Source organism: Microbacterium sp. TPD7012, assembly GCF_003075395.1.
Lineage (GTDB): Bacteria > Actinomycetota > Actinomycetes > Actinomycetales > Microbacteriaceae > Microbacterium.
On sequence record NZ_QDFV01000001.1, the window covers coordinates 712,824 to 735,215 of the forward strand.

The window sequence follows — 22,392 nt, forward strand, 5'->3', positions numbered from 1 at the left end:
ATAGGAGACAATGTTGCTCATGTCAAGTTCGAAGGACGGCTACCACCACGGCGATCTCGCCCGCGCGCTCGAGGATGCCGCGATGCAGCTGCTGGAGCGGATGCCGGCCGCGGAGATCAGCCTGCGCGAGGTCGCGCGCGCGGCGAACGTCAGCCACAACGCTCCGTATCACCACTTCGCCGATCGGCTCGGACTGCTGAAGGCCATCGCCGAGCGCAGCATGGCCGACCTGCTGGAGCAGGTGCGGGTCGCCTCGGTCGCGGCAGGCACCCCCCGAGAACGGCTCATCGAGGGTGGATCGGCGTACATCCGCTTCGCGGTCGAGCATCCGCACGCCTTCGACGCCGTCTACGATCCGACGGTCTGCGTCCCCGGATCGCCGACCGCCACCATGGCGCCGCTCATCCAGGGTCTCGAAGACGTGCTGGCCGAGTCGGCCACCGCGGCAGGGCTCGACACCCCGGCTGATGGACTGGCGCTGTGGGGGCTGATCCACGGGCTGGGCACCCTCGCCGCCGCCGGCCACTTCACGCTCGACCACGCCATCGTCGCGCACGCCGCGACCGTCGACCGGCTCCTCGGACAGCCGAACCTGTGAGTCGTTCAAAGCCTTCTTCCACGGGATGCACAGGCGACCTTTCGTAGATTGTCGGGATGCCCTATTCCGCCCATCGACCGGGTCGCTACGACTCGCAGGGTCGGATCGTCCTCGACAGCGACCCGAACGCCGAGACCGACGACTTCGACTTCCTGCGCGAGTTCGAGCCCACCGGCACCGACGACGTGACCCGCGAAGTGCCCGTCACCGCGCCTGCAGGGGAGACTACGGAGCAGTCGTCACCCGCTCCGAAGCCGGCGCGCAAGCCCCGGGTCCGCAAGCCGCGTCGCGCGCGCACGCCCGGTTCCCGCGCCAGGGCTCTGGCGATCCTCGGTGGTGCGGAGGGCGAGATCCTCGACCGCGTCCCCGGCGAGACCCCGCGCTTCGTGCAGATGTTCTTCGTGCTCGCCGGGACCGCACTGGTCTCGGCGATCTCCATGCTGTTCGCCTTGACCACCGGCGTTCAGGCGGCGATGTGGCTGGCCGTGCCGCTCGCGCTCGTGTGGGCGCTCATCATCTTCAACCTCGACCGGTTCCTGACGTCGACCATGGCGTCGACCCGGAACGTCTGGAAGCTCATCGGCCTCGCGATCCCGCGAGTGATCATGGCCGCGATCATCGGCTTCGTGGTCGCCGAGCCGCTGGTGCTGCAGATCTTCCACAACGACATCGCACGCGAGGTCGCCTCGACCAACATCACGCAGTCGCAGTCCGACCAGGAGGCCCTCGAGTCGGGGCCGGAGAAGATCGCTCTGGACGCTGCATCCGACCGCGTCGCCGAGCTGGAGAACCAGGCCGCGACCGGAATCGTCGCCGGCACGGATTCGTCCTCGGCGACCGAATCCGCCGCGCAGGCGACGGTCGACGACCTCACCGCCAAGATGACCGCGCAGCAGGCGGTCATCGATCAGGCCCGCCTGCTGTACCAGTGCGAGCTCACCGGTGAAGGCGCGGGCACGGTCCCCGGCTGCACCGGAGTCAACGGTGAGGGCGCGAGCTCGGATGCCGCCGAGGCGCAGCTCGCCGAGGCGCAGCAGACCTACGACGCGCTGGCTGCGCAGCTGCGCACGGCGAACGACGAGCTCGCCGCCGCCGGCACGTCCGCCAAGGAGAACACCTCGGCGTCGGAGTCGCAGAACCGCGAGCAGGCGCAGTCGCAGCTGCCCGGGGCGCGCGACACCTACGACCAGGCTCTCGCCGCATACAACGCGCGGGCGGATGCCGTGGCGCAGGGCAACGCGGGAGCTGTCGGACTGCTGAGCCAGATCAGCGGACTCAACCGGCTGAGCGAGAAGGAGCCGACGATCCTGTGGGCGCACATCCTGATCGCGGCGCTGTTCTTCATGATCGAGCTGCTGCCCGTGCTGGTGAAGGTCCTCACGAGCTACGGGGACCCGAACCTCTATGAGAAGGCGGCGGCCATCCGCAAGCAGGTCGCGCTCGACAAGGTGACGGCCGAGGGCTTCCGCGACCGCGCCGAGATCGTGACTACGCAGTCGCAGGGGATGCAGGCGGATGCCGCCGGCTCCGGCGAACCGCAGACCCGCGCCGAGCGCCGCGAGGCGGCCGAGGCGGCCGAGGCGCAGGAGCGCGAACGGGCCGAGAAGCGCGCGCAGGCGCAGACCCTCGACGAGCAGGAGCAGCTGGTCCGTCCGACAGTCGGCTGAGCCGGCGAAGGCGGCTCAGCCGTGCCGGGAGCACAGGAACCGCAGGCGAGCGGGCTCTCAGGCGAGCTGGAGAAGCCGCTCCTGCGTGGACGTGTTCGTGGAAGTCGGATCGGGGCTGCCGAGATCGCGGATGCGGATGCGGCGGATCGCCGGATCGCCGATCACCGCGTCCGCGATGGATCGGATCAGGGCGACGGTCGACGGGCTGTGCGTCCAGCGCGCACCGGCGAGCTCCGCGTCGATCCGGGCGAGCGGGCCCCGGAGCGCCGGGTCGTGCTGACGGGAGTCCTCGCTGAGCCACTCCACGAGCGCGCCGATGGTCCAATCTGGGTCGATTGGACCGAGATCGGGTGAAGTGCTGGCGAAGAATGTGTCCATTGGTCCAGAATCGGGTCTCATGACCATCGATCACAGGGCCAATCGGGCGCCAGTGGACCACGGATCGGACACAGGATCATCGACCGTGCTCGTTCGGGCCGGCGAGGTGTCGTCCGAGGGGCTCTCCGGGCGACTGGGGCGCTGGACCCACGGCGACGGCACTCTCGCGGGCCGGCTCGCGCGCGGAATCGCCGGCCTCATCGAGACCGGCGAGCTGCGGCCCGGTGACCGCCTCCCCGCCGAACGCGCGCTCGCCGCCGCCAGCTCGGTGTCTCGGGGCACCGTCGTCGCGGCCTACGCCGACCTCGCCGAGAGCGGGCTCGTCGAGCGGCGGCAGGGGAGCGGAACGCGCATCGCGGGCTCCGCGGCATCCGTCGCCCCCGTGCAGCGACCGGGTCGCGGCGAAGCGCTGTTCTCGGCCCTGCCGAACGCGATCGACCTGCTGCGGACCGTCCCGCAGATCCCCGAGCTCGCCGTGCAGCTGATCCGCGACCATCAGCCGCGGCTCGACCTCGCGCTCCTGCCCGAGACGGACCCCGCCGGGCTCCCTGTTCTGCGCCAGCTCATCGCGGAGATGTACCGCGCCGAGGGCACGCCGACCACTCCCGAGCAGATCCTCGTGACGCACGGAGCGCAACAGGCGATCAGCCTCGTCGTGAACGCGCTCGTCGGCCCCGGCGACGTGGTGCTCGCGGAGGAGATCACCTGGCCGGGGGTCACCGACTCGGTGGGGCTGCGCGGCGGCACGGTGCACGGCATCCCGATGGGCCCGGACGGGCTCGACGTCGACGCGCTCGAGCAGGCGCTCGCGCGGCTGCGGCCCGCACTCGTCGCGCTCAACCCGCACCACCAGAACCCGACCGGGACGCGTCTGCCCGTCGCCGCCCGGCGCCGCGTCGCGGAGCTCGCCGCGGTCTACGGCGTGCCCGTGATCGAGGACCGCGTCGTCGCAGGCATCTCCTTCGACGGCGTCGTGCCGCCCACCCTCGCGGCAGAGCGGGCCGATGCGCCGATCATCGTCGTCGAGTCCGTCTCGAAGTGGGCGTGGGCAGGGCTGCGGATCGGCTGGCTGCGTGCCGAGCCGGTGCTCGTGCGGCGGCTGCGCGGCGCACGGCAGCTCGCCGACCAGTCGACCAGTGTGCCGGGGCAGCTCATCGCGCTCGACCTCATCGCGCACGCTGAGGAGCTGCGGCGTGCGAACAGCCGCATCCACCAGGAGCGCCTCGGGCTCCTCCAGCGCCTGATGGCCGAGCACCTGCCCGACTGGCAGGTCGACCCGCCGCGTGGTGGCCTGTCGCTCTGGGTCGCGCTGCCCGCGGGATCGGCCGACGCCCTCGCCCGGATCGCGGCCACCCACGGCGTCTCGATCGCCGGGAGTGCCGCGTTCGCGGCATCCGTCTCCTCCGACGACCACATCCGGATCCCGTTCACCGCACCCGACGACGTGCTCACGGAGGGCATCCGCCGGCTCGGTGCGGCGTGGCGCGAGTATCGGGAGACTCTCGGGCGTGCTTCCTAGGATGACGGTGTCCGCCTGAGACCGGTCACAGAATCCCGCCCTCGGCCCGCTCGGCAGCGACTAGCGTGGGAACATGGTCAACTATCGCTATCTCGGAAACAGCGGTCTCAAGGTCTCGGAGATCACCTACGGCAACTGGGTCACCCACGCATCGCAGGTCGGCGATGACGCCGCCGTGAAGACGGTCCACGCGGCGCTCGACGCCGGCATCACCACATTCGACACGGCAGACACCTATGCCAACACCGCCGCCGAGGTCGTGCTCGGCAAGGCTCTGGAAGGACAGCGCCGCGAAGGGCTGGAGATCTTCACGAAGGTCTACTTCCCGACCGGCCCGAAGGGTCCGAACGACACCGGCCTGAGCCGCAAGCACATCCTCGAGTCGATCAACGGCTCGCTGAAGCGCCTCGGAACCGACTACGTCGACCTGTACCAGGCGCACCGCTTCGACTACGAGACGCCGCTCGAGGAGACCTTCCAGGCCTTCGCCGACGTCGTGCGCCAGGGCAAGGCGCTGTACATCGGCGTCTCGGAGTGGACCGCCGAGCAGCTGCGCGAGGGCCACGCGATCGCGAAGCAGCTCGGCGTTCAGCTCATCTCGAACCAGCCCCAGTACTCGATGCTGTGGCGGGTCATCGAGGGCAAGGTCGTCCCGGCATCCGAAGAGCTCGGCATCTCGCAGATCGTCTGGTCGCCGATGGCGCAGGGGGTGCTCAGCGGCAAGTACCTCCCCGGTCAGCCGGTGCCCGAGGGATCGCGCGCGACCGACCCGCACAGCGGTGCCGACTTCATCAAGAGCTTCCTGCAGGACGACATCCTCACCGCCGTGCAGCGGCTCAAGCCGATCGCCGACGAGGCGGGCCTCTCGATGCCGCAGCTCGCGATCGCGTGGGTGCTGCAGAACCCGAACATCGCCGCGGCGCTGGTCGGAGCATCCCGTCCGGAGCAGCTCGCCGAGACGGTCAAGGCCTCGGGCGTGAAGCTCGACGCCGACACGCTCGCGGCGATCGACACGGCACTCGGCGACGCGGTCAACCGCGACGCCGAGGCCACCTACTCGGTCTCGCCGAAGCACCGCCTGACCTGAGCCTCGCGTTCCGGTCGCGAAAACGGCTCCATCCGCATGTCAGATGGAGCCGTTTCTGCGACCGGAACCGGCTCGATTACTCCTTCACGGCGCCGGCCGTCAGGCCCTGCACGATCCAGCGGCTCGCGAGCGCGAACATCGCCATGGTCGGCAGGATCGTCAAGACCGCTGCGGCGCTCATCGAGCCCCAGTCGATGTTGAACGTCGAGATGAAGCCGTTCAGCGCCGAGGGGACCGTGCGGTTCTCGTCGGTGTTCATCAGCACGACCGACAGGAACAGCTCGTTCCAGCAGTTCACGAAGTTGAAGATGAACGCCGCGATGATGCCGGGCGTCATGACCGGCACGAGCACCCGGAACAGGGCGCCGAGGCGGGAGCATCCGTCGATCATCGCCGCCTCCTCCAGCGCATCCGGCACGTTCTCGAAGAAGCCCCGCAGCATGACGGTCGAGAACGGGATGCAGATCGCGATGTAGACGAGGATGAGGCCGGGCTTGGTGTCGACCAGACCCAGGTCGGTCATCATCGAGTACAGCGGTCCCAGGGCGATGAACGCCGGGATCATCTGGGTGAGCAGGAACGCGATCAGCACCGCGCCCTTCCCGCGGAACTCGAAGCGGGCGATCACGTAGGCGGAGAGCAATGCGATCAGCGTGGCCACCGCGCCGGCGACGATCGCCACCAGGGCCGAGTTGCCGAGGAACACCGCGAACGAGCTCTGCTGGAACAGGTTCACATAGTTCTCGAACGAGGGCTCGCTGGGCCAGTACTCGATCGGGAACCGGTTGATCGTGCCCGGCGACTTGATCGACGTCAGCGCGATCCAGTAGAGCGGGAAGAGCGTGATCACCAGCCAGAGCCCGAGGCCGACGACGCGCACCACGCCGCCCGGCGTCACCCGGCGCTTCGGACGCGGAGCCCTGGCCGGGTCGGGGACGGTGAGCCGCCTGGTCTCCGTCATGGTGATTCCGGTGATGGTCATCGCTGGGCCCTCCGCATCGCCATCAGATAGAACGCGCAGAACACGAAAAGGAACGCGACGACGATGAGGCCGATCGCGCTCGCGATGCCGTAGTTGCCCTGCTGGGTGTAGTTGATCATCCAGGTCGTGATGATGTGGGTCTGGTTCGCGGGCCCGCCGTTGGTCATGGCGTAGATGATGTCCGGGAAGTTGAAGATCCAGATCACGCGCAGCAGGATCGTGAGCAGCAGCGTCACCGCGATGTACGGGATGATGATCGAGAACAGCTGTCGCACCTTGCCGGCGCCGTCGAGGCTCGCGGCCTCCAGCATCTCGTCCGGGACGGACTGGAGCGCGGCCAGGATCATGATCGCGAAGAACGTCACGCCGTACCAGATGTTGGCGACGATCACGGCGATCATCGCGAGCTTCGGGTCGGCGAGCCAGGGCAGCGGGGCGTCGATCAGACCGGCCTTCATGAGCAGGTCGTTGACGACGCCGAACTCGGCGTTGAACATCCAGCGGAACAGCATCCCGATGAGGAATCCGGAGACCGCCCACGGGAAGAACACGAGGGCCTGGTAGAGCCCGCGGAAGCGGAACCGCTTGCGCAGGGCGAGGGCGATGAGGAAGCCGATCACCAGCTGCGGGACGAGGGAGCCGACCACCCAGAGGATCGAGTTCCACGCCACGACGGGGAACGCCGGATCCTGGAACACCGCGACGAAGTTGTCGAAGCCGACGAACGGGGTCGACGTGAGGTCCCAGAGGTTCCAGTCGTGGAAGGCCATGCGGGCGCCCTGCAGCATCGGCCAGTACGTGAACCAGCACACGAAGACGATCGCCGGGGCCATGAAGGCCAGGAGCGTCAGCGCGTGCCGGCCGCGGAACGGCCGGCGCCGGGGGCCGGGGGAGGCCCCGCCGGCGGCTTCTTTCGAAGCCGTGCCGACGGAACCTCCCTCGCGAGCGGTCAGGGCCACGGGTCAGCCCTTCTCCGCGGCGTACTTCTCCGTCCAGAAGGCGTCCCAGGATGCCAGCAGATCGCTCGTCGACATGTTGCCGAGCAGCACGTTCTGCACATCCTGGTCGGACTTCTGGATCCACTCGGTCCACCAGCTGACGCCGCGCGGCTGGCGCACGTTGACGTAGGTGTCCGGGTCTTCCGTCATGGTGACGTAGCTCGTCCACGGGCCGGTGGAGTAGAAGTCGTCGTCCGCCGCTTCGGTGATGATCGGCACGAGGCTGTTCGCCTGCGCGAACTCGGTCGCGGGCTCGGCGGACGAGAGGAACTCGACGAGCTTCACCGCCGCCTCCTTGTTCTCGCTCGCCTCGGCGACGCCCCATCCGGCCACGGCCAGCGGCTGCGCGGCCTTGCCCGACGGGCCCACGAGGAGCGGAGCGGTGTCCCACTGGTCCTCGGTGAGGTTCGAGTCCTGGACCGTCGCGATGACCTCGGGGTCCTGCAGCAGGAACGCCGTGGTGCCGTTCGTGAATCCGGCGACCATCTCGGGGTAGCCCCACGACACGGCCGAGGGCGGCGATGCCTTCTCGAAGAGGGCGAAGTAGTCGTCGACGGCGTCCTGCGCCTCGGGCGCCGCGAAGATCGTCGAGCCGTCCTTCATCAGGAAGGCGTCGTCGACGTTCAGATCGTCGATCGTGTACGCCTCGATGGCGGCGACCACGTTGCTGTTCGCGTTCGGGCCGCCGCGGAAGGCGTAGCCGTAGACGTTGTTCGACGGGTCCTGGATCGCGCTCGCCTGCTCGAGCAGGTCTTCCCAGCTCTTCGGCGGACCGTCGAAGCCGGCCTTCTCGACGAGGTCGGTGCGGTAGAACAGCGACAGGCCGTAGAAGCCGTACGGGACGAAGTAGCTGTTGCCGTCTTCTGCGACCGACGCGGACTTGGCGTTGTCGGTCAGGGCGTCCCAGCCGTCCCACTTCTCCAGGTCGTCGCCGAGGTCGTACAGCCAGCCGTTGTTGGCGAACGGTCCGACCGTGATGTCGCGCACCTCGAGGAGGTCGACGCCCTTGCCGGACTGCAGCATCTGCTGGATCTTCTGGTCGGCCTGCTCGGTGGGCGGCGAGACCAGGTTGACCTTGATCTTCGGGTTCTCCTTCTCGAACTCGTCGAGGAGTCCGCGGATGAGGTCGGTGCGCGCCGGGTTGGTCAGGCTCTCGACCATCTGCAGGGTGACGGTCCCGTCGGCGGACGGGCCGCCGCCGGCGGAGCAGCCGGTGAGCGCGAGGACGGCGACGGTGCCGACTCCCGCCGCTGTCGTCAAGATCTTGTTCTTCACGATGTGCCTCTCAGTTGGTGTTTCGGGTGGGGGTCAGGGGATGATGACGGATGCCGCGGGCCGGATGCCGGCACGCTGGAGGATCTGCGGGATGCAGCGCTCCACGAACGCCTCGAAGTCGGATGCCTCGGAGTAGAGGTGCGCCGACAGGCGGAAGTAGCCGATGCCGCGGAAGCTGGTGAACGCGGTCTCGACCCCGGTCAGGTCGAGCAGGTCCATGCGCAGGGCGTCGGCCTCCTCCCGCGTGGCGCCGAGGCCGAGGGGGAGGCGGACGAGTCGCATCGACGGAACGGGTGAGGGGAGCGGGGTGAGGGGCTCCTCGTCGGCGTAGGGGCGGAAGCCCTCGGCGATGATCTCAGCGCCGGCATCCGCGAGCACCGCCATCGTCTCGCGCGCACGCTGCCAGCCGTACTCGCTCTCGACGAAGTCGATGGCGGCGGGGGTGGCGAGGTAGGTCGTCGCGTCGATCGTGCCCTGCGTGTCGAAGCGCGTCGGGTACGACTCCTGCGCCGCCCACGAGTCGATCAGGGGCCAGAGCTCTTCGCGGTCGTGCGTCTCTGTCACGAGCAGCGCCGAGCCGCGCGGAGCGCAGGGCCACTTGTGCAGGTTGCCGAACCACCAGTCGCCGCCGGCGACGGCTGCGGCATCCGCGACGAGGCCGGGGGCGTGGGCGCCGTCGACGAGCGTGCGCACTCCGCGGTCGGCTGCGAGTTCGGCGATGCGTCGGGTCGGCAGCAGCCGGGCGGTCGGGGAGGTGATCTGATCGACGACGATGAGCTTCGTGCGCGGGGTGAGGGCAGCGGCGAACAGCTCGACGATCTCGTCGTCGGAGCCCAGCAGCGGGAGCTCGACGACCCGCACGGTCGCGCCGAAGCGGCGGGCGAGGCGCTGCGCCCCCATCGTGATCGCGCCGTAGCCCTGATCGGTGACGAGGATCTCGTCTCCGCTCTCGAGGCGGAGCGCGTTGTAGACGACGGTGGCAGCGGCGGAGGCGTTCGGCACGAAGGCACTGTCCTCGGGGCGAGCGCCCACGAACGGGGCGGTCAGCTCCCGGGCGGCGCGCACGCGCTCGGCGATGCGGGGGAACCACTCGACCGGGCTCAGATCCGCCTTGCGGCGCAGCGCGTCCTGCTGCTCGACGACGGCGGTGGGGACGGCGCCGAACGAGCCGTGGTTGAGGTGGATGATCGCCGGATCCAGGGGCCAGGCATCCCGCGCACGGTCGAACGACCTCAGTCGGAGCGGGGCGGGGAAACCGGTGGCCTGCATGGGTCCTCTTCAACACGTCGGGGGGAGTTGTTGCACAACTTTGCCACACAGGTCGATAGATCACCAGAAATCACGCACAATTTAATAAAGTCGTCATACAAGTTGGTTGCGCGATCGGCATCCGACAGACTCACAGGAGATCCGGGTGCCAGAGAGGAACACGATGAGCGCGTTGGACAAAGCGCTGCACGGGCTGCGGGCGCTCATCGCCGACGGTGCCCTGCGGCCGGGGGACAGACTGCCCAGCGAGGGCGAGCTCTGCGAACGGCTCGGCGTCTCTCGCGGATCACTCCGCGAGGCGATCCGCACGCTCGGCGCCCTCGGCGTGCTGGAGACCCGGCACGGGTCCGGCAGCTACGTCAGCGAGCTGCGCGCCGCCGACCTCATCGGCAGCCTGTCGCTGACCGTGGGGCTTCTGCCCATGGCGGGAGTGCTCGAGCTCACCGAGCTGCGGCGCGTGCTCGAACCGCACGCTGCTGCGCTCGCCGCGGCGCGTATCGATGAAGAGACCGTGGAGAAGCTCGATGCGCTCCTCGGCGAGATCGAGGTCAGCGACGACTTCGAGGATCACTCGCGACTCGACCACGAGTTCCACATGACGATCTCGAAGGTCGCCAGCAACGACGCCCTCACCAGCCTGATCGACGTGCTCCGGTCGCGCTCGCGCGCCTATCGGATCCACGATGTGCACGATGCGGCCGAGCTCAAGCTGCATTCGGATGCCGGGCACCGCGCGATCCTCCGCGGTCTCGCCGCGGCCGATCCGGTGGCGGCCTCTGCGGCGGCGTCATCGCATGTCGCGTACACCGAGTACTGGGTGCGCAAGTACACCGAGGTGGACGAGCAGGCTGAATGAGACAGTCGACGTCCCGATCTGCGGATGTCGTCCCGATCTGCGGAGGATTCTGACCGATCCGTGAGCTGATCGGGTCACGGTCAGCAGATCGGGACGCAGGCGGTCAGGCGAGGGTGATGTCGACCTGGATCTCGGCGGCGATGCGCTCGAGGTCGGCGCGCAGCGCGTCGAGATCGACCGTCGCCGGAACGCGCGCGGTGACGGATGCCTCGAACAGGCGACCGCCGGCCATCGCGGCATCCCGGGTCTCGGTCGCCAGCTCCTCGATGCTCAGGGCGTGCTGACTCAGCACCGTCGAGATCTCGCGGACGATGCCGTGGCGGTCGTTGCCGAGCACCTGGATCGTCAGGAGCTGCTCGTCGTCGAGATCGGCGGCGGGGGTGCCCGTGAGCACGGCGAGGGTCAACAGGCCCTGGCCCTGCAGCGAGCGCAGCGCGGTCTGGAGCTCGGGCGCGCGGTCTTCGGCGACGGACACCTCGATCACGCCCGCAAACGTGCCGGCGAGTTCTGCCAGCGAGCTGTTCTCCCAGTTGCCGCCGTGCGCATCGACGACATCGGCGACAGCGGCCACGAGGCCCGGACGGTCTGCACCCGCGACGGTGAGGATCAGAGTGGTCATGCCGCCAGCGTAGCCCGATCGGCCATCGCCGAAGGGCTGGGTCGCTGAGCCTGCGCGGGCCCCTTCGACAAGCTCAGGGACCCAGGGGTGCGGGAGTCATGGCCCCAGGGGTGCGGGAGCCGGGGAGCCGGGGGTACGGGTCAGTCGGCCCAGACGCCCGTCTCGAGAAAGGCGTCCAGACGTGCGCGGTGTGGCGTGAGATCCCAGCCCTGGGCGGCGACCCACTCGTCGGAGTAGTAGGTGCCGGCGTAGCGGATGCCGCTGTCGCAGATGAGTGTCACGACGCTGCCGGTCTCGCCGGCCGCCCGCATCCGGGCGATGAGCTGGAACGCGCCGTAGAGGTTGGTGCCCGTCGACCCGCCCGCCCAGTGCAGGGTGCGTGCGCGCAGCATCCGGATCGCGGCGATCGAACCCGCATCCGGCACCCGGATCATCTCGTCGATCACGCTCGGCACGAACGACGGCTCGACGCGGGGCCGTCCGATGCCCTCGATGCGGCTCGGTCGTCCGGCGGGGGCGTCGACGGTGCCGGCCCAGCCGTCGTAGAACGCCGAGCCCTCCGGGTCGACCACGGCGATCTGCGTCTCGTGCCGACGGTACTTCACGTACCGTCCGAAGGTCGCACTCGTGCCGCCGGTGCCGGCGCCCACGACGATCCAGCGGGGGATCGGATGCCTCTCCTGGGAGAGCTGGCTGAACACGCTCTCCGCGATGTTGTTGTTGCCGCGCCAGTCGGTCGCCCGCTCGGCGAACGTGAACTGGTCGAGGTAGTGGCCGTGGCAGTCCGAGGCGAGACGCTGAGCTTCGGGCGACATGTCCTCCGCGCGGTCGACGAAGTGGCACCGTCCGCCGTAGAACTCGATGAGGTCGATCTTCTCCTGGCTGGTGGAACGCGGCACGACGGTGACGAACGGCAGTCCCAGCATCCGCGCGAAGTACGCCTCCGAGACCGCGGTCGACCCGCTCGACGACTCGACGAGCGTCGTGTTCTCGTGGATGCGTCCGTTGACGAGCCCGTAGAGCAGGAGCGAGCGGGCCAGGCGGTGCTTGAGGGAACCGGTCGGATGCACCGACTCGTCCTTCAGATACAGATCGATGCCCCACTCCGGCGGCAGCGGGAACAGATGCAGGTGCGTGTCGGCGCTGCGATTGGCATCGGCTTCCAGCAGGGCGATCGCGGTGCTGGTCCAGGAGGTCACGGATCGAGCGTAACGCGCCCGCTCACTTGTCGGTGTAGCCGCCTTCGCCGGTCTCGCCGTCATAGGTGAAGACCTTGTCCTCGAGGGTGATCTTTATGTCGTCGCCGAGCGGCTGCTGCGCGAGCAGGCGCTCCTCGAGCATTGCCATGCGTTCGTCGTACTCCTGCGCCTGCTGTTCGTCGATCCCCCAGATCGTCGCGACCTTCATGTCGGTCATCAGATACAGGAACGCCGAGACGGCGGTGCGGTTGTACTCGGTGTCGGGGATCGTCTGCCAGAGCGCGCCGGAGTCGCGCAGGCGCTTGTACTCATCGATCTTCGCCGCGAGCCGGTCCGCGATCCCCGAGGCGTCGGCGTCAGGGCCGGCAGGCTCGTCGTCGGACGGCTGGTCGTGGGAGGGGGCATCCGGCTCTTCGGCGAACGCGCTTGGGCTCGGTACCGGGATCGGCGGGGAAGCCTCGTCCGACCCGCGGACGAGGAACCCGACGAGCACGGCGACGCCGACGACCGCGAAGATGACGAGACCGCCGACCACGGCCAGCACGATGCCGAGGGTGTTCGAGGACTTCGCCGGGGCAGGTGCCGGGTACGCGGATGCGGGAGCGGATGCCGGGTGGCCGCCCGCGGTCGCGTAGGGCGGCAGAGGTGCGGCGGAGGGTCCGGGAGGAACGGGAGCGCTCACCGGTGGCGCGAGCGGGACGACGGGCGGGAAACTCGGAGCGCGGCCGCCGGCATCCACAGGTGGAGGCGGAATGACGTCGTCTGGTTCTGCCCCCGTCTGCGCGTCTGTCATCGTTCTCCCCCTGGATCGAAAGCACCTGCCGGATGCCCTCTCCGAAAGGTAGTCGTTTCCGTCATCGACCGTGCGGGCAGATCTGCTCAGGTGGTCATGCTGTCGGGAGAATCTTCGCCACCATCCGCGACGTGCAGGAGAGATCGTCAGTCGTGCGCGGGCCGCTCGGGGCCCAGGGGCCTGCTGATTGCTCCCCGGCGGCGTCGTCTTGTCGCGCGGTTCGTCGGTACTCGGGATGACCGCGACAGACCCTCTTCAGCCGACCGTGCCCGCGGGAGAGGCACCGCCATCGCCGTCGACGTGCAGGAGAGACGCCTGCGACTGCTCCTGCTGCAGCTGGAACTCGAAGCGCGACCGATCGCCGCGGTGGTAGGCGATGAAGTACTCCATGGGGGCGCCGTCGGCGCTGCGGCTCACGCTGCGCAGCCGCAGCAGAGCCGAGCCCGCACTGACGCCGAGGAGCTGCGCCTGCTCGTGGGTCGCGACCGTGGCCTCCGCCGAGCGGACGCCGTGCGTCGCGACGACGCCGTTGTCGGCGAGGAGGCGGTACAGCGACGCCTCGGTCAGATCGGCGTCGAGGGTGACGGCGCCGACGGCATCCGGCATCCAGGTCGTGGAGAGCGACCACGGCTCGCCGTCCACATGACGCAGTCGCTCGAGGGCGACGACCGGTGACCCGACGGGGATCTCCAGGGCGAGCGCGACCTCCTCATCGGCAGTCGTCCGCTCGTGCCGCAGCACGTCGCTGTGCACGTGGCCGCCGCGACGCTCCACGTCGTCGTACAGGCCGACGAGCGTGTGCACGAGGCTCTCGCTCGTGCGCGGTCGGGACACGAACGTTCCCTTGCCCTTGACCCGCTCGACCAGCCCTTCGTGCTCCAGCTGGGCGAGAGCCTGTCGCACGACGGTGCGCGAGATGCCGTAGCGCTCGCACAGGCGGTGCTCCCCGGGCAGCGGATCGCCGGGCTGCAGGCCGTCTCGCGCGATGCCGTCGATGATCAGCTGGCGCAGCTGGTCGTACATCGGAGCGGCGGAGTGCCGGTCGATCGTGTCCGCAACGGTGCCGGTCATGTCAGTACGCGACCCCCGCGTGCAGGATGACGTTCGCATAGGGCGTGAACTCGCCGGAGCGCACGAACGCCCGCGCGCCCTGCGTGAGCTTCTTGAACTCGACGTGCGGCACGAGCTCGATCTCGAATCCCATTCCGGCGAAGCGCTCGCGCAGAGCGTCGAGCACCTGCGGGCTCTTCTCGGCGACCTCGGCGGACACCGTCGCGCCCTCCACCACGAGCTCGGCCAGCACGGTGTCGAGCACATCGAGGAAGGCCGGTGCTCCGGGTCGATACGCCAGGTCGATGCGCTCCGAGCCGAGCGGGATCGGCAGGCCGGCATCGGTCACGACGAGCAGGTCGGTGTGCCCGGTCTCGCTGATCACCCGTGAGAGCGCGGGGTTGATCGTGGTCGCTGACTTGCGCATGGGGGTTCTCCTCAGTTCGTCGCGGTCGCGGATTCCCGCGCCTCGAGGAAGGCATCGACATCGGCACGGTGCGGCAGGCTCGGCGACGCGCCCTGCGTGGTCACGGTCAGCGCTCCGGCCGCCGTGGCCAGGCGCACGGCTTCGCTCAGCGTGCTGCCGTTCGCGAGGGCGGCGCCGAGATAGCCGGCGTAGGCGTCGCCGGCCGCGGTCGTGTCGACCGCCTCGACCGGGAACGGCGGGACGATCGTCGCGCCCTCGGCCGTCACGACGCAGGACCCCTGCCCCGCGAGCGTGATGACCGCGGCGCCCACGCCCTGCTGCAGGAACCAGAGGCCGGCGCGCTCCGCCGACGCGGCATCCGTCACCTCGATCCCGCTGATCAGCGAGGCCTCGGTCTCGTTGGGGGTGACGATGTCGACGCTCCGCCAGATCTCGGCCGGGAGCTCGGCAGCGGGCGCCGGATCGAGGATCACGGTCATCCCGTGCTCGCGCCCCCGCGCCGTGATGTGGGCGGTGAGCGCGGACGGCGTCTCGAGCTGGGTCAGGAGGACGGATGTCGTCGACGCCAGCGCACCGAGCGCGGCGTCGATCTGCTCGGTGCTCAGGGCGGCGTTGGCGAGCGGGACCATCACGATGTCGTTCTGCGCGGAGGCGTCGACGCGGATGTGCGCGATGCCGGTCGGGCCCGGGACCGTGCGCAGGTGCGTGAGGTCGACTCCCGCGTCGCCGAGTCCGTCGACGACGAGGTCGTGGAACAGGTCGTCGCCGACGCAGCCCACGAAGCTGGTGCGGGCGCCGGAGCGCCCGGCGGCGACCGCCTGGTTGGCGCCCTTGCCGCCGAGCATGAGCGTGAACTCGTCGCCGAGGATCGTCTCGCCCCGGGCGGGGAGGCGCCGTGAGAAGGTGGTCACGTCGGCGGTCACGCTGCCGACGATGACGACGCCGGAGCGATCGCCGGGAAGTGCGGGGGACATCTCGCTCCTGATCCTCTTCGACAGCACGCTCGGCCGCGTCGGCGTCTTTGACAGACGTCGGCGGCTGTCATTACATTAGCCGAATCCGAACCTGTAACGACAGGTTCCTCTGTCTGGAGCTCCGATGACTGCGATCGCCCCCCGCCTCTACGTCGACAGCGCCGACGTCGACCGCATCTCCCGGCTGCTCGCCGCCGGCGTCGTGCACGGCGTGACGACCAATCCGACCATCCTCGAGCGCGGCGACAGGACGGCCGCGGACATCCCGGAGCTGTATGCGCGGTGGGCGGGCGAGGGTGCGCAGGAGATCTTCTTCCAGACGTGGGGAGGTGACACGGCGTCCTTCCTGCGCAACGCCGAGGGCATCCGCGCTCTGGGCGACCGCGTGGTCGTGAAGGTGCCGGCCACGGCCGACGGCTTCGCCGCGGCATCCGCTCTCGTCCGCGACGGCGCGACCGTGCTCGTGACGGCCGTGTACTCCGTGGCGCAGGCACTCGTGGCCGCGAGCATCGGCGTGCGGTACATCGCCCCGTACCTCGGACGGATGAGGGATGCCGCCGCCGAGACCGGCTTCTCCGGGCCCGGCGCAGAAGACGTCATCGCCCGCATGCAGGAGGTCTGCGTCGGCAGCGGCACCGATGTTCTGGCGGCGTCGCTGCGCTCGCCGGAGGACATCGTCGGTCTGCGGATGCTGGGCGTGCCCTACTTCACCGCCGCCCCGGACGTGATCGAGCGGATGCTCCTCCACGACGTGAGCGACAGCTCGGCTGTGGAGTTCGACTCGGCCATGGAGCGACTCGGGGCCTGACCCGGGTCGATTCGGGCTGCAGCTTCTGCGCACGCTGCGCGTCGGGATCAGGCGGATGCCGCCTGGCGCAGCCACCGTTCGACACCGGCGATGTGCGCCGTGGTCAGCGAGGTCGCGAGAGCGGAATCGTGCTGCGCGATGGCCTCGGCGATCGCGCGGTGCTCGGAGAGCGTGCGCTCGACCGCGCCGCCCTCGGTGAGACCGCGCCACACACGCGCGCGCACGGTCTGGCTGCTGAGGTGCTCGATCAGGCTCGCGAGGTACGCGTTGCCCGCCATCCGGACGATCTCCCGGTGGAAGCGGATGTCGTGCTCCACCAGCTCCTCGATCGTCACGGAGGCGTCGATCCCGTCGATCTCGGCCGCCAGCTCGGCGATCGCCTCGTCGGTGCCCAGGTTCGCGGCGAGGCCGGTCGCCTGCGACTCCAGCATCCGCCGCACCGCGAAGATCTCGAGCATCGAGTCGTCGTCGTGCATGTCGACGACGAACGAGATGGCCTCGAGCAGGAGATGCGGTTCGAGGCTCGTCACATAGGTGCCGTCGCCGCGGCGCACATCGAGCACGCGGATGACCTCGAGTGCCTTGACCGCCTCGCGCATCGAGTTGCGGGACAGGCCGAGGCGTTCGGACAGCTCCTTCTCGGGAGGGAGTCGATCGCCGGGGGACAGCTCGCCCGACACGATCATCGCCTTGATCTTCTCGATCGCCTCATCCGTGACAGCCATGGCGTCATCCTAGCGATTGATCGGATGTCTGGGGCAGGATGGGGGCATGCGCGTCATCGATTCACATCTGCACCTGTGGGATCCGGAGCTGCTCGAGTACACCTGGCTCGAGGGGCCGTACGATTTCCGGTTCGCCGAGATCGAGCTGGAGCACGCGCGGCTGGGCGCCGCGGCGGACGAGAAGGCGGTGTTCGTGCAGGCCGAGACCGCCGACGACCGCTTCCTCGACGAGGTGCGCTGGGTCGAGAGCCTCGCCGAGCGCGTCGGGGTGATCGGCATCGTGGCGGGCGTGCGCCTCGACCACGGAGTCGACACGACCACGCACCTCGACGAGCTCGCCGCGCAGACGCTCGTGGTCGGCGTGCGGCACAACCTGCAGAACGAGCCGGACGGCCTCGCGGTGTCGACGGCGTTCGTGACGGGAGCGCGCGAGGTCGCGGCGCGCGGATGGACCTTCGACGCCTGCGTCCGCGCGAACCAGCTGCCTGACATCGCCCGTCTCGCCGGTGCCATCCCGGAGCTGCGCATGGTGCTCGACCACCTCGGCAAGCCCGAGGTCGGCACGGCGGATGCCCCGCGGACGCCGTCTGTGGAGTGGGTGCGCGATCTCGACGAGCTGGCACGGCATCCGAACGTCTTCTGCAAGCTGTCGGGCCTGCCGGCGGAGTCGGCGGGGAACTGGAGCAGAGAGCAGCTCGAGCCGTTCCTGGACGTCGCCGCCGACGCGTTCGGCGAGGAGCGTCTCATGTGGGGCAGCGACTGGCCCGTCTCAGCGATCGGACCGGCGGAGTCGGGCGACCCGCATGCCCCGGAAGACGGCTCCGCGACCTACCAGGCGACCGCGCGCACACGCTGGCTCGAGGTCGTCGTGGCCTGGGCCGAGGCGCGCGGCCACGACGTCGACGCGATCCTCTGGTCCAATGCCGAGCGCTTCTACGGGGTGGGGGACGCGCGGCAGCCGGAGGCGCCGGAGTCTCCGCGCCGCGGCATCCTCGGCTGGCTGCGCGGGGAGTAGGAAGCTCCCGTCGCAGAAAGGCACCGATCCCCGCTCGGGATCGGTGCCTTTTCGCGACCGGGGCGGTGACCGGGGCTACTCGGTGCGCAGACGCAGCTGCGCCATGCCGCCGTCGACCTCGATCGCTGTGCCGGTCGTCGAACCGGCGGACGGGCCGACCAGGTACGCGACGGCTGCGGCGACTTCGTCGGCGCTCACCAGTCGGCCGTGCGGCTGCCGCGCCTCGAGAGCCGCGCGCTCCGCGGCGGGGTCGGATGCCGAGTCCAGCAGTCGACTGACCCACGGGGTGTCGGCGGTGCCGGGGTTGACGGCGTTCACGCGGATGCCCTCGCGCAGATGATCTGCAGCCATGGCGCGGGTGAGCGCGGCGACCGCACCCTTCGACGCGGTGTAGAGCGCGCGCTGCTGCAGGCCGGTCGTCGAGGCGATGGATGCCGTGTTGCAGACCGCCGCCGACGGCGACTTCCGCAGCCAGGGGAGCGCGGCCGAGGTCACGCGGGCGATGCCGGTGACGTTGATCGACAGCACGCGGGCCCACTCGTCGTCGTCGTTCGCGGTGATGTCGCCCGTCGCGCCGATCCCGGCGTTGTTCACCAGGATGTCGATGCGGCCGAACCGCTCGGCGACCGCGGCGACCGCCGCGTCGACGCTCGCGCGATCCGACACGTCGGCCGTGAAGGCCGCGAAGGCGGGATCTGCGGCGGAGGTGTCGCGATCGAGCACGGCGATCTGCGCCCCGTCGGCGTGCAGGCGCTGCGCGATCGCCGCGCCGATGCCGGATGCTCCGCCGGTGACGATCGCGACCAGTCCGTCCAGTGCGGTGGGTCCCTGAGCGTGTCGAAGGGTCACTTCTGCGCCTCCCATGCCACGAACTCCTGACGCTGTCGGCCCAGGCCGTCGATCTCGATCTCGACGACGTCGCCGGCGGCGAGGTACGGGAAGTTGCCTGAGAGCGCGACGCCCTGCGGGGTGCCGGTGAGGATCAGGTCGCCCGGCTCGAGGGTCACGTATTGCGACAGGTGGTGCACGATGTGCTCGACCGAGAAGATCATGTCGCTGGTGTTCGAATCCTGGCGCGGCTCGCCGTTGACGAAGCTGCGCAGTCCGAGGGCATGGTGATCGACCTCGTCGGGGGTGACCAGCCACGGACCGGTCGGGTTGAAGCCCGGAGCGATCTTGCCCTTCGACCACTGGCCGCCGGACACCTCGATCTGGAACGAGCGCTCGGAGACGTCGTTCGCCGTCACGAAGCCGGCGACGTGCGCCATCGACTCCTCGGGGGAGTCGAGATAGGCGGTGCGGGCGCCGATGACGATGCCGAGCTCGACCTCCCAGTCGGTCTTCTCGCTGCTGCGGGGGATCGTGACGGTGTCGTTCGGGCCGACCACGGTGTTCGGGGTCTTCAGGAAGATGATCGGGATGGTCGGCGGCTGCGAGCCCGACTCGGCCGCGTGGGCGGCGTAATTCATGCCGACGCAGATCACGGCGCTGGGCCGGGCGATCGGGGCGCCGATGCGGAGGGACGCGGCATCCGTCAGCTCGGGGAGCTCACCGGCATCACGCGCCGCGGCGACGCGGGCGCGGAAGTCGCCGGCGAGGAAATCCCCGTTCACATCGGATGTCACGGGACGGAGGTCGAGGTAGCGGTCGCCCTCCACGAGGACGGGGATCTCGGTCCCTGGGGCGCCAAGCCGCGCGAACTTCATGATTCTCCTGATCGGTCGGTGGGCCGCGTCGGTGCGGCCGGTCTCGTTGACAGTATAGACATCCGATGTTTACACTCCAAGAGATCCGCGCGAAGAAAACCGCTCGCGCATGGAGAGGAAACCCTGTGAGCCGCATCGTCGCCCTCGACACCACCGACATCCGCTTCCCCACGTCGCTCAGCCTCGACGGCTCGGATGCGATGAATCCCGACCCCGACTACTCGGCTGCCTACGTGATCGTGCGGACGGATGCCGACGACGACATCGAGGGTCACGCCTTCGTGTTCACGATCGGCCGCGGCAACGACGTGCAGGTCGCGGCGATCGACGCGCTCGCCGGGCATCTGGTCGGCCGCGAGCTCGAGCCGCTCCTCGATGACATGGGCGGCACGTTCCGCGCGATCATCGGCGACTCGCAGCTGCGCTGGCTCGGCCCCGAGAAGGGGGTCATGCACATGGCGATCGGCGCGGTCATCAACGCGCTGTGGGACATCAAGGCCAAGCGCGCCGGGCTCCCGCTCTGGCAGCTGCTGGCAAGGATGACGCCCGAGGAGCTCGTCGACCTCGTCGACTTCCGCTACCTCACCAACGCCCTCACCCGCGAGGACGCGCTCGAGATCCTGCGCGCCGCCGAGCCCGGTCGCGCCGAGCGCGAGCAGCAGCTGCTCGCCACCGGCTATCCGGGCTACACCACGAGCCCCGGCTGGCTCGGCTACTCCGACGAGAAGCTCGAGCGCCTGGCCCGTGAGGCCATGGCCGACGGTTTCACCCAGATCAAGCTCAAGGTCGGCGCCGACCTCGACGACGACATCCGCCGGTTCCGCAAGGCGCGCGAGGTGTGCGGACCCGACTTCCCGATCGCGATCGACGCGAACCAGCGCTGGGAGGTGTCCGAGGCGATCGAGTGGGTGAACGCGCTCGCCGAGTTCCACCCGGCCTGGATCGAGGAGCCGACCAGCCCCGACGACGTGCTCGGTCACGCCGAGATCGCGCGGGGGGTGGCGCCCATCCGCGTCGCGACCGGCGAGCACGCGCAGAACCGCGTGATCTTCAAGCAGCTGCTGCAGGCCGAGGCGATCTCGGTCATGCAGATCGACGCGGTGCGGGTCGCCGGCGTGAACGAGAACATCGCGAACCTGCTGCTCGCGGCGAAGTTCGGGGTGCCGGTGTGCCCGCATGCCGGCGGTGTGGGCCTCTGCGAGGCCGTGCAGCACCTGTCGATGTTCGACTTCGTGGCCGTCACGGGCACGCGCGAGGGCCGCATGATCGAGTTCGTCGATCACCTGCACGAGCACTTCGTGGTGCCGACCGACATCCAGGGCGGTTCGTACATGGCGCCGACCGCTCCCGGTGCCGGCATGGAGATGAAGGCCGACAGCATCGCGACCTACACCTGGACGGGTGCGCATGTCGGGGCCTGAGCGGCGGGTTTCCACGTCGGCGGACACCGGGGAGCGCGGGCACGCCCTCACGGGCATCCCCGCCCTCGGCTACGGCGCCGCGAACGTCGGGAACCTGTTCCGCGCGCTCTCCGACGACGATGCGTGGGCCGTGCTGGATGCCGCGTGGGAGAGCGGCATCCGGTACTACGACACCGCGCCGCACTACGGACTCGGCCTGTCCGAGCGTCGCCTCGGCGCGTTCCTCCAGACGAAGCCGCGCGACGAGTACGTGCTGTCGACGAAGGCCGGGCGGCTGCTGCGCCCGAACCCCGAGTTCTCCGGCGGCCTCGACACGGCGAACGACTTCCACGTGCCCGACGACCTGCAGCGGGTGTGGGACTTCTCGGCAGAGGGCATCCGTCGGAGCCTCGACGAATCGCGCGAACGCCTCGGCATCGAGCGCATCGACCTGCTCTACCTGCACGACCCGGAGCGCAACGACCTGGATCTCGCGCTCGCCGAGGCCTTCCCCGCCCTCGAGCAGCTGCGTGCCGAGGGTGAGGTCGCGGCGATCGGCATCGGGTCGATGGTCTCGGATGCACTGGCCGCCGCCGTCCGCAGCGCCGACCTCGACCTGATCATGATCGCCGGTCGGTACACGCTGCTCGAGCAGCCCGCCGCCGTCGACGTGCTCCCGGCCTGTCGGGAGCGGGGGACCGGGATCGTCGCGGCATCCGTCTTCAACTCCGGCCTGCTCGCCTCGAGCGAGCCGCGCCGCGACGGGCGCTACGAGTACGGACAGCTGCCGGACGAGCTGTGGGAGCGGCTGCTGCGGATCGCCGCGGTCTGCGCCGACCACGACGTGCCGCTGCCTGCAGCCGCCGTGCAGTTCCCGCTGCAGGCGTCGGGCGTGCGCTCGGTGGTCGTGGGCGGGAGTCGCCCCGAGCAGCTGCGCCAGAACGCGGAGTATGCGGCCCGGCCGATCCCCGAGGAGCTCTGGGAGAACCTGGCAGCCGACGGCCTCATCCCGGCGTGAGCGCGGGTGGTGCACGCCGCGTGTTCACA

The 22,392-nt window shown here is 69.7% G+C and carries 23 protein-coding genes; 9 read left to right on the plus strand and 14 right to left on the minus strand.

The window, feature by feature from the left end:
- Nucleotides 1–19: 19 nt before the first annotated feature.
- Nucleotides 20–598 (plus strand): TetR/AcrR family transcriptional regulator, encoded by a 579-nt coding sequence (locus DC434_RS03400; protein ID WP_116633834.1) that lies wholly within the window; start codon nt 20–22, stop codon nt 596–598.
- A gap of 56 nt (nt 599–654) precedes the next feature.
- Nucleotides 655–2,265 (plus strand): DUF4407 domain-containing protein, encoded by a 1,611-nt coding sequence (locus DC434_RS03405; protein ID WP_116633835.1) that lies wholly within the window; start codon nt 655–657, stop codon nt 2,263–2,265.
- 57 nt (nt 2,266–2,322) lie between these two features.
- Here the strand turns inward: DC434_RS03405 and DC434_RS03410 are convergent, their stop codons facing one another.
- Nucleotides 2,323–2,643 carry a hypothetical protein gene (locus DC434_RS03410; protein ID WP_116633836.1) on the minus strand — a complete coding sequence of 107 codons (321 nt, stop codon included), beginning with the start codon at nt 2,641–2,643 and terminating at the stop codon, nt 2,323–2,325.
- A gap of 85 nt (nt 2,644–2,728) precedes the next feature.
- On the opposite strand from DC434_RS03410, the gene DC434_RS03415 reads away from it, so the two are divergent.
- Nucleotides 2,729–4,162, plus strand: coding sequence for a PLP-dependent aminotransferase family protein (locus tag DC434_RS03415; protein ID WP_243408785.1), 1,434 nt, complete (start codon nt 2,729–2,731; stop codon nt 4,160–4,162).
- Nucleotides 4,163–4,235: 73 nt separating this feature from the next.
- On the plus strand, nt 4,236–5,249 hold the full coding sequence (locus DC434_RS03420) for an aldo/keto reductase family protein (RefSeq protein ID WP_116633838.1): 1,014 nt from the start codon (nt 4,236–4,238) through the stop codon (nt 5,247–5,249).
- 76 nt (nt 5,250–5,325) lie between these two features.
- Here the strand turns inward: DC434_RS03420 and DC434_RS03425 are convergent, their stop codons facing one another.
- Genes DC434_RS03425 through DC434_RS03440 form a run of 4 tightly spaced genes read right to left on the minus strand, consistent with a single transcriptional unit; the run spans nt 5,326 to nt 9,773 of the window.
- Nucleotides 5,326–6,231, minus strand: coding sequence for a carbohydrate ABC transporter permease (locus DC434_RS03425; RefSeq protein ID WP_207769885.1), 906 nt, complete (start codon nt 6,229–6,231; stop codon nt 5,326–5,328).
- A complete protein-coding gene (locus DC434_RS03430) occupies nt 6,228–7,190 on the minus strand; it encodes a sugar ABC transporter permease (protein WP_116633839.1) in 963 nt (320 codons plus the stop codon). The genes DC434_RS03425 and DC434_RS03430 overlap by 4 nt, the downstream gene beginning before the upstream one ends.
- A gap of 3 nt (nt 7,191–7,193) precedes the next feature.
- Nucleotides 7,194–8,504, minus strand: coding sequence for a sugar ABC transporter substrate-binding protein (locus DC434_RS03435; protein WP_116633840.1), 1,311 nt, complete (start codon nt 8,502–8,504; stop codon nt 7,194–7,196).
- A 33-nt stretch (nt 8,505–8,537) separates the two neighbouring features.
- Nucleotides 8,538–9,773 carry an aminotransferase class V-fold PLP-dependent enzyme gene (locus DC434_RS03440; protein WP_116633841.1) on the minus strand — a complete coding sequence of 412 codons (1,236 nt, stop codon included), beginning with the start codon at nt 9,771–9,773 and terminating at the stop codon, nt 8,538–8,540.
- Nucleotides 9,774–9,936: 163 nt separating this feature from the next.
- Between DC434_RS03440 and DC434_RS03445 the strand changes: the two genes are divergently transcribed.
- Complete coding sequence (locus DC434_RS03445; protein ID WP_116633842.1) at nt 9,937–10,629, plus strand: FCD domain-containing protein; 693 nt, start codon at nt 9,937–9,939, stop codon at nt 10,627–10,629.
- A gap of 103 nt (nt 10,630–10,732) precedes the next feature.
- Here DC434_RS03445 and DC434_RS03450 read toward each other — a convergent pair whose 3' ends face one another.
- The 6 genes from DC434_RS03450 to DC434_RS03475 form a co-directional block, all read right to left on the minus strand.
- Complete coding sequence (locus DC434_RS03450) at nt 10,733–11,248, minus strand: ACT domain-containing protein (protein WP_116633843.1); 516 nt, start codon at nt 11,246–11,248, stop codon at nt 10,733–10,735.
- A 140-nt stretch (nt 11,249–11,388) separates the two neighbouring features.
- Nucleotides 11,389–12,447, minus strand: a complete 1,059-nt coding sequence (locus tag DC434_RS03455; RefSeq protein WP_116633844.1) for a PLP-dependent cysteine synthase family protein — start codon at nt 12,445–12,447, stop codon at nt 11,389–11,391.
- Nucleotides 12,448–12,469: 22 nt separating this feature from the next.
- Nucleotides 12,470–13,129, minus strand: a complete 660-nt coding sequence (locus DC434_RS03460) for a hypothetical protein (RefSeq protein ID WP_133192770.1) — start codon at nt 13,127–13,129, stop codon at nt 12,470–12,472.
- Between the two features lie 366 nt (nt 13,130–13,495).
- Nucleotides 13,496–14,311, minus strand: coding sequence for a GntR family transcriptional regulator (locus DC434_RS03465; protein ID WP_116633846.1), 816 nt, complete (start codon nt 14,309–14,311; stop codon nt 13,496–13,498).
- Between the two features lies 1 nt (nt 14,312).
- Nucleotides 14,313–14,717: a D-ribose pyranase gene (gene rbsD / locus DC434_RS03470; RefSeq protein WP_116633847.1), complete on the minus strand. Its 405-nt coding sequence runs from the start codon at nt 14,715–14,717 to the stop codon at nt 14,313–14,315.
- An 11-nt stretch (nt 14,718–14,728) separates the two neighbouring features.
- Nucleotides 14,729–15,691: a ribokinase gene (locus tag DC434_RS03475; RefSeq protein ID WP_116633848.1), complete on the minus strand. Its 963-nt coding sequence runs from the start codon at nt 15,689–15,691 to the stop codon at nt 14,729–14,731.
- A gap of 124 nt (nt 15,692–15,815) precedes the next feature.
- Here DC434_RS03475 and DC434_RS03480 point away from each other — a divergent pair, with 124 nt between their 5' ends.
- Entirely contained in the window at nt 15,816–16,499 is a 684-nt protein-coding gene (locus DC434_RS03480) for a transaldolase family protein (protein ID WP_116633849.1), read from the plus strand.
- A 47-nt stretch (nt 16,500–16,546) separates the two neighbouring features.
- On the opposite strand, the gene DC434_RS03485 is transcribed toward DC434_RS03480, so the two are convergent.
- Entirely contained in the window at nt 16,547–17,224 is a 678-nt protein-coding gene (locus DC434_RS03485) for a FadR/GntR family transcriptional regulator (protein WP_116633850.1), read from the minus strand.
- Nucleotides 17,225–17,270: 46 nt separating this feature from the next.
- Here DC434_RS03485 and DC434_RS03490 point away from each other — a divergent pair, with 46 nt between their 5' ends.
- Nucleotides 17,271–18,239: an amidohydrolase family protein gene (locus tag DC434_RS03490; RefSeq protein WP_116633851.1), complete on the plus strand. Its 969-nt coding sequence runs from the start codon at nt 17,271–17,273 to the stop codon at nt 18,237–18,239.
- A gap of 75 nt (nt 18,240–18,314) precedes the next feature.
- On the opposite strand, the gene DC434_RS03495 is transcribed toward DC434_RS03490, so the two are convergent.
- Together DC434_RS03495 and DC434_RS03500 are read right to left on the minus strand one after the other, a co-directional pair.
- Entirely contained in the window at nt 18,315–19,088 is a 774-nt protein-coding gene (locus DC434_RS03495; protein ID WP_243408786.1) for an SDR family oxidoreductase, read from the minus strand.
- The gene (locus DC434_RS03500) at nt 19,085–19,945 is read right to left on the minus strand and encodes a fumarylacetoacetate hydrolase family protein (protein ID WP_116633853.1); all 861 of its coding nucleotides are present in this window, start codon (nt 19,943–19,945) and stop codon (nt 19,085–19,087) included. The genes DC434_RS03495 and DC434_RS03500 overlap by 4 nt, the downstream gene beginning before the upstream one ends.
- A gap of 125 nt (nt 19,946–20,070) precedes the next feature.
- Here DC434_RS03500 and DC434_RS03505 point away from each other — a divergent pair, with 125 nt between their 5' ends.
- Together DC434_RS03505 and DC434_RS03510 are read left to right on the plus strand one after the other, a co-directional pair.
- On the plus strand, nt 20,071–21,366 hold the full coding sequence (locus DC434_RS03505; RefSeq protein WP_116633854.1) for an L-fuconate dehydratase: 1,296 nt from the start codon (nt 20,071–20,073) through the stop codon (nt 21,364–21,366).
- On the plus strand, nt 21,353–22,363 hold the full coding sequence (locus DC434_RS03510; protein WP_116634031.1) for an aldo/keto reductase: 1,011 nt from the start codon (nt 21,353–21,355) through the stop codon (nt 22,361–22,363). The genes DC434_RS03505 and DC434_RS03510 overlap by 14 nt, the downstream gene beginning before the upstream one ends.
- Nucleotides 22,364–22,392: the final 29 nt, after the last annotated feature.

What these genes read in the sequence shown, in the direction of transcription:
- DC434_RS03400 (WP_116633834.1), top strand. Translation starts at nt 20, where the DNA reads ATGTCAAGTTCGAAGGACGGCTACCACCACGGCGATCTCGCCCGCGCG.
- DC434_RS03405 (WP_116633835.1), top strand. Translation starts at nt 655, where the DNA reads ATGCCCTATTCCGCCCATCGACCGGGTCGCTACGACTCGCAGGGTCGG.
- DC434_RS03490 (WP_116633851.1), top strand. Translation starts at nt 17,271, where the DNA reads ATGCGCGTCATCGATTCACATCTGCACCTGTGGGATCCGGAGCTGCTC.
- DC434_RS03475 (WP_116633848.1), bottom strand. Translation starts at nt 15,691, where the DNA reads ATGTCCCCCGCACTTCCCGGCGATCGCTCCGGCGTCGTCATCGTCGGC.
- rbsD (WP_116633847.1), bottom strand. Translation starts at nt 14,717, where the DNA reads ATGCGCAAGTCAGCGACCACGATCAACCCCGCGCTCTCACGGGTGATC.
- DC434_RS03485 (WP_116633850.1), bottom strand. Translation starts at nt 17,224, where the DNA reads ATGGCTGTCACGGATGAGGCGATCGAGAAGATCAAGGCGATGATCGTG.
- DC434_RS03510 (WP_116634031.1), top strand. Translation starts at nt 21,353, where the DNA reads ATGTCGGGGCCTGAGCGGCGGGTTTCCACGTCGGCGGACACCGGGGAG.
- DC434_RS03420 (WP_116633838.1), top strand. Translation starts at nt 4,236, where the DNA reads ATGGTCAACTATCGCTATCTCGGAAACAGCGGTCTCAAGGTCTCGGAG.
- DC434_RS03450 (WP_116633843.1), bottom strand. Translation starts at nt 11,248, where the DNA reads ATGACCACTCTGATCCTCACCGTCGCGGGTGCAGACCGTCCGGGCCTC.
- DC434_RS03410 (WP_116633836.1), bottom strand. Translation starts at nt 2,643, where the DNA reads ATGGACACATTCTTCGCCAGCACTTCACCCGATCTCGGTCCAATCGAC.
- DC434_RS03445 (WP_116633842.1), top strand. Translation starts at nt 9,937, where the DNA reads ATGAGCGCGTTGGACAAAGCGCTGCACGGGCTGCGGGCGCTCATCGCC.
- DC434_RS03480 (WP_116633849.1), top strand. Translation starts at nt 15,816, where the DNA reads ATGACTGCGATCGCCCCCCGCCTCTACGTCGACAGCGCCGACGTCGAC.
- DC434_RS03425 (WP_207769885.1), bottom strand. Translation starts at nt 6,231, where the DNA reads ATGACCATCACCGGAATCACCATGACGGAGACCAGGCGGCTCACCGTC.
- DC434_RS03500 (WP_116633853.1), bottom strand. Translation starts at nt 19,945, where the DNA reads ATGAAGTTCGCGCGGCTTGGCGCCCCAGGGACCGAGATCCCCGTCCTC.
- DC434_RS03440 (WP_116633841.1), bottom strand. Translation starts at nt 9,773, where the DNA reads ATGCAGGCCACCGGTTTCCCCGCCCCGCTCCGACTGAGGTCGTTCGAC.
- DC434_RS03465 (WP_116633846.1), bottom strand. Translation starts at nt 14,311, where the DNA reads ATGACCGGCACCGTTGCGGACACGATCGACCGGCACTCCGCCGCTCCG.